A 7542-nucleotide genomic window follows, 5' to 3' on the forward strand; every position below is an offset into this window, starting at 1 on the left:
GGCAGCCATGTTGTCCGACCTCGAACCGCTGACGGTCCTGATTGCCGAAGACAGTGCCGCTGACCGACTGCTGCTGTCGACTATTGTCCGTCGTCAGGGCCATCACGTGCTCACTGCGGCTGACGGTGCCGAAGCGGTGGACATCTATATCCAGCAGCGTCCGCACCTGGTGCTGATGGATGCGATGATGCCGGTGATGGATGGTTTCGAGGCGGCGCAAAAGATCAAGCAACTGGCTGGGGAGCAGTTGGTTCCGATCATCTTTCTCACCTCGTTGACCGAAAGCGAAGCCTTGGCCCGATGTCTGGAAGCCGGGGGTGACGATTTTCTGGCCAAGCCGTATAACCAGGTCATCCTGGCCGCCAAGATCAAGGCCATGGACCGCTTGCGTCGGTTGCAGGCCACTGTCGTGGAACAGCGTGACCAGATATCCCGGCACCATGACTACCTGCTCAACGAGCAGCGCGTGGCCAAGGCCGTGTTCGACAAGATCGCCCATTCCGGCTGTCTGAGCGCACCGAACATCCGTTACCTGCAATCCCCTTACGCCCTGTTCAACGGCGATCTGCTGCTGGCCGCATTCAACCCGGCGGGCGATATGCACATCCTGCTGGGGGATTTCACCGGACACGGTTTGCCGGCCGCTGTCGGCGCGATGCCGCTGGCGGAGGTGTTCTACGGCATGACCGCCAAAGGTTATGGCCTGGCGCAGATCCTGCGGGAGATGAATGCCAAGCTCAAGCGCATCCTGCCGGTGGACATGTTCTGTTGCGCGACCCTGTTATGCCTGAGTTTCCAGCGCTGCACGGTGGAAGTCTGGAACGGCGGCATGCCCGATGGTTACCTGCATGACAGCCTCAGCGGTGTGCGCACGCCATTGCCGGCGCGGCACCTGCCGCTGGGCGTGCTCACTCCCCAGTTGTTCGATGACCGCACTGAAGTACACCCCATGTCGCTGGGTGACCGGGTATTCCTGCTGTCCGATGGCGTGATCGACACCGCTGACGACAATGAGCAGCTGTTTGGCGTGGAGCGTTTGCAACAGGTCTTTTCGGCCAATCGTGAGCCCGACTGTCTTTTCGAAGACATCCAGCAAGCCTTGCGGGACTTTCGCGGCGAGCCGCGGGACGACTTCAGCATGGTCGAGGTGCGCTTGGTCGCGCCGACGCAACTCAACCCGCCACCGCCGGTCTATTCCGATAGCGGCCAGTCCAGTCCGCTGGACTGGTCGATGAGTTTCGAGTTTCGCGCGCAGACGCTCAGGCGGTTCAACCCGATGCCGTACCTGTTGCAGCTGTTGCTTGAGGTTCATGGGCTCAGGGCTCAGAGTGGCGCTCTTTACAGCGTGCTGTCGGAGCTCTACTCCAATGCGCTGGACCATGGCGTATTGGGGCTTGATTCGAGTCTCAAGCGCGACGCGTCGGGTTTCGCCCGTTACTACAGCGAGCGCAACCAGCGCCTGGATGAATTGAACAGCGGTCACGTCCGGGTTCATGTGCACGTCACGCCTCACGGTGACGGTGGTCGTCTGGTCATTGAAGTCGAAGACAGTGGTAAGGGCTTCGATGTCGCCCGGGTGTTGGCACGACCTGCGGACAGTAACCGGTTGTCGGGGCGCGGCGTGAGCCTAGTGCGCCAGTTGAGCCATCAGGCCTGCTGGTCCGACGATGGTCGTAGTGCACGCGTGGAGTTTTTCTGGGAGGCTCTGGCATAATCGGCGCCATTCTTGATCAGGGAGCGAACAAGTGAGTGAGATTCATCTGGACCGCGACGTACTGAGTACGTTGAAGGAAGTCATGGAGGACGGGTATCTGGAGTTGCTGGATACCTTTCTTAACGATTCCGAAGCACGCCTGCGTGTGCTGCATGAGGCTCGGGACGCGGAAAAGCTCAGTGCCACGGCCCACAGCTTCAAGGGCAGCAGCAGCAACATGGGCGCCATCCGCCTGGCAGAACTGTGCGGCGAACTGGAGCAACGTGCCAAACAGCCGTCGTTAGGCGGGATTGAAAAGCTGGTCAGCGAAATCGACAGTGAATTCGCCCACGTTCGCAAGCTTTGCAGGGAAGAGCGTGAAGGGTTCCACTGCTGAGATTCGAGCATTGCCAATAGGTTGGCCCGCCCCTTGCATTGTCATCTCTCGACTGTACCTATGATTCCAGTGCAGTGGAGACCTTTTTATGTCCGTAACGCCCAATACACTGCTTCAGGCCACCCCGCAGGCCAAGCCTCAGGCCGCCGTCAATTCACCGGCAGCGGCCCCTGAGTTCGGGAATAAAGCCTCCAGCTTCGCCCAGGTCTTCGCCCGCCAGGCCCCCGCCAAGTCGTCGACGGCCCCCGAGCCATCGGTTAAACAGGTACGCGACCAGGCTTCTGATAACACCGTCAAAAAAGACGAAGGCAACGAAACGGCTGCCGCCTCCGAGACGACGGTTGCCGATAGCGGCAAATCCTTGCCCGCCGACAAACCGTCAACGGCCGATGACAAGGTGGCCAGTGATGACGGCGCCGACACGACTGAAACCCCAGTGGCGGAAGTTGCTTCTGGCGATCCGGCTGTGGACCCCGCGCTGCTGCCGGATATGATCGCAACGGTTGTCGCAACCGAGGCAGAACCCGCCCCCGTGGTGGCCACGACGATGCCTCAAGTCGCGGCTGCGGTGGCGGCGCCGATTGCTCCATTGGCCGCAGCAGCCCAGACTTCGGCTGTGGTCGATCCTGAATTCGATCCGGCGGCCGATCCGCTCGATGCATTGCCTGCCTTGCGCCTGGCGATGGAGCAGGGCGGCCATGTTTCCGCTGCCAGCCAGGCGCAGTCCAAGACACCTGCCCCGGTATCGCTCGACGCTGAATCGACATCTGCTCAAACCTTTGCCGCCGGCATGGCGAGCATGCTCACCGTCCAAGCTGACCAGAACAGTACTGGCCCCGGCAGCCAGGGCGGTGAAAAGGCATTTGGCGGCTTGATCAATGAGGGCCTCAAGGATCTGACCGCTGCTTCCAGCGATACTCGCGTGGATGACTTCGCCAACCGTCTGGCAGCGCTAACCCAGGCCGCCACGCCAAAAACCGCCAATGCGATACCGGTCAACCAGCCTATCGCCATGAATCAGAGCGGCTGGACCGAAGAAGTGGTCAATCGGGTGATGTACCTGTCGAGTGTCAACCTCAAGGCGGCCGATATCCAGTTGCAGCCGGCCGAACTCGGTCGTCTGGATATTCGGGTGAACATGGTTCCGGATCAGCAGACCCAAGTGACGTTCATGAGCGCTCATTCCGGCGTTCGCGAAGCGCTCGAAGGCCAGATGCATCGCCTGCGCGACAGTTTTGCCCAGCAGGGCATGGGTCAGGTCGACGTCAGCGTGTCCGACCAATCCCGTGGCTCCCAAGGGCAGGAACAGCAAGCGCAGCAACAGGCTCAGGCTGGGCGCACAACATCGTCCGGCGGGCGGGTGGATTCGGTAGAGGAAGACCTGCCAGCCAGCATTGCTGAAGTAGCAGCCACTGCCACCAGCGTGATCGGCACCAGCGCGGTCGATTTCTACGCCTGACCCCAAGATGCCCCCCTGTGGGAGCGAGCCTGCTCGCGATAGCGGTGGATCAGTCCCCAAATGGGTGACTGACACTCCGCTATCGCGAGCAGGCTCGCTCCCACATTGGTTTTATGGCGTTCTGCAGATTGCATCCCAATCGTGATCCTTGTGCCCCAACACTTCTGGCATAACACTTGCTCCTGCCTTGCCGTGCAACAGTGAAAACCCCGATTAGTGACGGATTATTGGCATGGCGAAGAGCGAAGCAGCAGCTGTAAAGGACCCGGCAACCAAGGGCAAACTCAAGCTGATCATCTTGATCGTGGTGGGCTTGCTCCTGGCCATTGGGGTCTCTGTGGGGGCTACCTGGTATTTCATGCACAACGCTCAAAGCAAGCCGGCCGTGGCGGTCGAAGCCGCGCCGGTGGGCAAACAGCCGGCGATTTTCGAGCCGATGGCGCCCGCTTTCGTGGCCAACTACACCCAGAACGGCCGCCAACGCTACATGCAGGTCAGTATCACCCTGTTGGGCCGCAACCAGGCTGATCTGGAAGCGCTGCGGGTGCACATGCCACTGATCCGCAATAACCTGGTGATGCTCTTTTCCGGACAGAATTTCGACACCCTGGCCACGCCCGTCGGCCAGGAAATGCTGCGTCAGAAAGCCACGGCCAGCGTGCAGGAAGTGGCTCAGAAAGAGCTCGGCAAAGTGGTGATCGAACAGTTGCTCTTCACTAACTTCGTATTGCAGTAGGAACCCGACATGGCCGTGCAGGACCTGTTGTCCCAGGATGAAATCGACGCGCTGTTGCATGGTGTCGACGATGGCCTGGTGCAGACCGAAAACGCTGCTGAGCCGGGCAGCGTCAAAAGCTACGACCTGACCAGCCAGGATCGCATCGTTCGCGGACGGATGCCGACCCTGGAAATGATCAACGAGCGTTTCGCCCGATACACCCGCATCAGCATGTTCAACATGCTGCGCCGTTCGGCCGATGTGGCCGTCGGTGGCGTGCAGGTGATGAAGTTCGGTGAATACGTGCACTCGCTGTATGTACCCACCAGCCTCAACCTGGTGAAGATCAAGCCGTTGCGCGGCACCGCGCTGTTCATCCTTGACGCCAAACTGGTGTTCAAGCTGGTGGACAACTTCTTCGGCGGTGACGGTCGTCACGCCAAGATCGAAGGGCGTGAATTCACCCCGACCGAGCTGCGGGTAGTGCGCATGGTGCTGGAGCAGGCCTTTGTCGATCTGAAGGAGGCCTGGCAGGCGATCATGGAAGTGAACTTCGAGTACATCAACTCGGAAGTGAACCCGGCCATGGCCAACATCGTCGGCCCGAGCGAAGCCATTGTGGTTTCGACCTTCCACATCGAGCTCGATGGCGGTGGTGGCGATCTGCACGTGACCATGCCGTACTCGATGATCGAGCCGGTACGGGAAATGCTCGACGCCGGCTTCCAGTCGGATCTCGACGATCAGGACGAGCGCTGGATCAATGCTTTGCGTCAGGATGTGCTGGATGTCGACGTGCCGATCGGCGCGACGGTTGCCCGGCGTCAGCTGCGCCTGCGGGACATCCTGCATATGCAGCCGGGGGACATTATTCCTGTCGAGATGCCTGAAGACATGATCATGCGCGCCAACGGTGTACCGGCCTTCAAGGTCAAGATGGGCTCTCACAAAGGCAACCTGGCGTTGCAGGTGATCGAGCCGATCGAACGCCGCTGAGCGGTGTCGAATCCTTACGTTTTTAACTGAATTTTTGCCCGCCGAGGACAAATGATGGCTGACGATATGAACACCCAGGATGACCAGGCGCTGGCCGACGAGTGGGCTGCGGCCCTGGAAGAAACCGGCGACGCCGGGCAGGCCGACATTGACGCTTTGCTGGCGGCCGACACTGGCGCTCACGCCTCCAACCGCCTGCCGATGGAAGAGTTTGGCAGCGTGCCCAGAAGCAACGAACAGGTGACGCTGGACGGGCCGAACCTGGACGTGATTCTCGACATCCCGGTGTCGATTTCCATGGAAGTGGGCAGCACCGACATCAACATCCGCAACCTGCTGCAGCTTAACCAGGGCTCGGTGATCGAGCTGGATCGCCTGGCTGGCGAGCCGTTGGATGTACTGGTCAACGGCACGCTGATCGCCCATGGCGAGGTAGTGGTGGTCAACGAGAAGTTCGGCATTCGCCTGACGGACGTGATCAGCCCGAGCGAACGCATCAAGAAGTTGCGCTGAGTGAAAGGTTTTCTCGCCGCAGCCTTGATGCTGCCATTCAGCGTGCTGGCGGCCGAACCGGTAGCCACCGTAGCGGCTGCGCCAGCGGCGGGTAGCGGGATCGCCGGGCAACTGGCGCAATTGGTGCTCGGTCTGCTGCTGGTGCTGGGGTTGATCTTCTTCCTGGCCTGGTTGCTGCGGCGCGTGCAGCAGGCGGGGCCAGCCGGCAAGGGGCAGGTCATCGACATCGTCGGTTCCCGCGCGCTTGGCCCGCGGGACCGGCTGGTGCTGGTTCAGGTTGGCAACGAGCAGATTCTGCTGGGTCTGAGCCCGGGTACCATTACTGCATTGCATGTTCTCAAGGAGCCGGTGCAGGTGCCTGCCACCGACCAGGCCACCCCCGAGTTTGCCCAGCGTCTCATGGAACTGTTGGGTAAAGATCAGAAGGATAAAAAGTAATGCCGTTGCGCATTCTGTTGGCGGTGGTCCTGATGCTGGCCGCGCCGTTGGTGCTTGCCGCCGATCCACTGTCGATCCCGGCAATTACCTTGGGCACCAACGCCGAAGGGGCTCAGGAGTATTCGGTCAGCCTGCAGATCCTGCTGATCATGACCGCGCTGAGTTTCATCCCGGCGTTCGTCATGCTGATGACCAGTTTCACTCGGATCATTATCGTCTTTTCGATCCTTCGCCAGGCCCTGGGCTTGCAGCAGACGCCGTCGAATCAGATTCTTACCGGCATGGCGCTGTTCTTGACGATGTTCATCATGGCACCGGTCTTCGACCGGGTGAACCAGGATGCGCTGCAGCCCTATCTGGCGGAAACCATCACCGCCCAAGACGCGGTGGCCAAGGCTGAAGTGCCGATCAAGGATTTCATGCTGGCCCAGACCCGCACCAGCGACCTGGAACTGTTCATGCGCCTGTCCAAGCGCACTGACATTGCCAGCCCGGATCAAGCGCCGCTGACCATCCTGGTGCCGGCGTTCGTGACGTCCGAGCTCAAGACCGCGTTCCAGATTGGTTTCATGATTTTCATCCCGTTCCTGATCATCGACCTGGTGGTCGCCAGTGTGCTCATGGCCATGGGTATGATGATGCTGTCGCCATTGATCATTTCCCTGCCGTTCAAGATCATGCTGTTCGTGCTCGTGGACGGCTGGGCCCTGATCATCGGCACCCTGGCGGGCAGTTTCGGCGGTGTTTAGGCCATTTGTGCGGGTAGCAAGAATATGACGCCTGAAGTAGCGGTAGACCTGTTCCGCGAAGCGCTCTGGTTGACGACCATGATGGTCGCCGTGCTGGTGATACCCAGCCTGCTGGTGGGCTTGCTGGTGGCGATGTTCCAGGCCGCGACCCAGATCAACGAACAGACCCTCAGCTTCCTGCCGCGTCTGCTGGTGATGCTGGTGACGTTGATCGTCGCCGGTCCCTGGCTGGTGCAAACTTTCATGGAATACATCCTGCAGCTTTACGGCAGTATTCCGCAGTTGATCGGCTGACCTGATGTCGATGCTCGAACTGACGGATACCCAGATCAGTACCTGGGTGGCGTCATTTATCCTGCCGCTGTTTCGTGTCACCGCGGTGCTGATGAGCATGCCGGTGTTTGGCACTACCCTTGTGCCGACCCGCGTACGGCTGTATTTCGCCCTGGCGATTACGGTGGTCATCGCACCAGGGTTGCCACCTATGCCGCCGGTCAACGCTCTGGACCTCAGTGCATTGATGCTGGTGGCCGAGCAGATTCTGATTGGCGTCTTGATGGGCTTTTCGCTGCAGCTGTT

Annotated in this window: 10 protein-coding genes; all 10 read left to right on the forward strand. The window is 60.2% G+C overall.

Features of this window, described 5'->3' with window-relative positions:
* Positions 1-7 precede the first annotated feature (7 nt).
* Positions 8-1714, forward strand: coding sequence for a fused response regulator/phosphatase (locus GSM73_RS06375; RefSeq protein ID WP_178129661.1), 1707 nt, complete (start codon positions 8-10; stop codon positions 1712-1714).
* Between the two features lie 31 nt (positions 1715-1745).
* Positions 1746-2090, forward strand: a complete 345-nt coding sequence (locus GSM73_RS06380) for an Hpt domain-containing protein (protein WP_092458410.1) — start codon at positions 1746-1748, stop codon at positions 2088-2090.
* An 88-nt stretch (positions 2091-2178) separates the two neighbouring features.
* Complete coding sequence (locus tag GSM73_RS06385) at positions 2179-3549, forward strand: flagellar hook-length control protein FliK (RefSeq protein WP_160891908.1); 1371 nt, start codon at positions 2179-2181, stop codon at positions 3547-3549.
* A 232-nt stretch (positions 3550-3781) separates the two neighbouring features.
* Positions 3782-4285: a flagellar basal body-associated protein FliL gene (gene fliL, locus GSM73_RS06390; protein WP_160891910.1), complete on the forward strand. Its 504-nt coding sequence runs from the start codon at positions 3782-3784 to the stop codon at positions 4283-4285.
* A 9-nt stretch (positions 4286-4294) separates the two neighbouring features.
* The gene (gene fliM, locus GSM73_RS06395; protein ID WP_003184019.1) at positions 4295-5263 is read left to right on the forward strand and encodes a flagellar motor switch protein FliM; all 969 of its coding nucleotides are present in this window, start codon (positions 4295-4297) and stop codon (positions 5261-5263) included.
* Between the two features lie 54 nt (positions 5264-5317).
* On the forward strand, positions 5318-5776 hold the full coding sequence (fliN, locus tag GSM73_RS06400; protein WP_047226255.1) for a flagellar motor switch protein FliN: 459 nt from the start codon (positions 5318-5320) through the stop codon (positions 5774-5776).
* Between the two features lie 27 nt (positions 5777-5803).
* Complete coding sequence (gene fliO / locus GSM73_RS06405) at positions 5804-6214, forward strand: flagellar biosynthetic protein FliO (RefSeq protein WP_178129665.1); 411 nt, start codon at positions 5804-5806, stop codon at positions 6212-6214.
* The gene (gene fliP, locus GSM73_RS06410) at positions 6214-6963 is read left to right on the forward strand and encodes a flagellar type III secretion system pore protein FliP (protein WP_047226257.1); all 750 of its coding nucleotides are present in this window, start codon (positions 6214-6216) and stop codon (positions 6961-6963) included. Before fliO ends, fliP begins: the two co-directional genes overlap by 1 nt.
* Before the next feature lie 24 nt (positions 6964-6987).
* Positions 6988-7257 carry a flagellar biosynthesis protein FliQ gene (gene fliQ / locus GSM73_RS06415; protein WP_047226258.1) on the forward strand — a complete coding sequence of 90 codons (270 nt, stop codon included), beginning with the start codon at positions 6988-6990 and terminating at the stop codon, positions 7255-7257.
* 4 nt (positions 7258-7261) lie between these two features.
* Positions 7262-7542: flagellar biosynthetic protein FliR (locus tag GSM73_RS27030; protein WP_256676744.1), on the forward strand; the 281-nt coding region annotated here is incomplete at its 3' end.

Source organism: Pseudomonas sp. PICF6 (genome assembly GCF_009831705.1).
Lineage (GTDB): Bacteria > Pseudomonadota > Gammaproteobacteria > Pseudomonadales > Pseudomonadaceae > Aquipseudomonas > Aquipseudomonas rhizophila.

Excerpts from the sequence above, each read along its gene's own strand:
- fliO (WP_178129665.1), top strand. The coding sequence starts at position 5,804 with ATGCTGCCATTCAGCGTGCTGGCGGCCGAACCGGTAGCCACCGTAGCG.
- fliL (WP_160891910.1), top strand. The coding sequence starts at position 3,782 with ATGGCGAAGAGCGAAGCAGCAGCTGTAAAGGACCCGGCAACCAAGGGC.
- fliP (WP_047226257.1), top strand. The coding sequence starts at position 6,214 with ATGCCGTTGCGCATTCTGTTGGCGGTGGTCCTGATGCTGGCCGCGCCG.
- fliQ (WP_047226258.1), top strand. The coding sequence starts at position 6,988 with ATGACGCCTGAAGTAGCGGTAGACCTGTTCCGCGAAGCGCTCTGGTTG.
- GSM73_RS06385 (WP_160891908.1), top strand. The coding sequence starts at position 2,179 with ATGTCCGTAACGCCCAATACACTGCTTCAGGCCACCCCGCAGGCCAAG.
- fliM (WP_003184019.1), top strand. The coding sequence starts at position 4,295 with ATGGCCGTGCAGGACCTGTTGTCCCAGGATGAAATCGACGCGCTGTTG.
- GSM73_RS06375 (WP_178129661.1), top strand. The coding sequence starts at position 8 with ATGTTGTCCGACCTCGAACCGCTGACGGTCCTGATTGCCGAAGACAGT.
- fliN (WP_047226255.1), top strand. The coding sequence starts at position 5,318 with ATGGCTGACGATATGAACACCCAGGATGACCAGGCGCTGGCCGACGAG.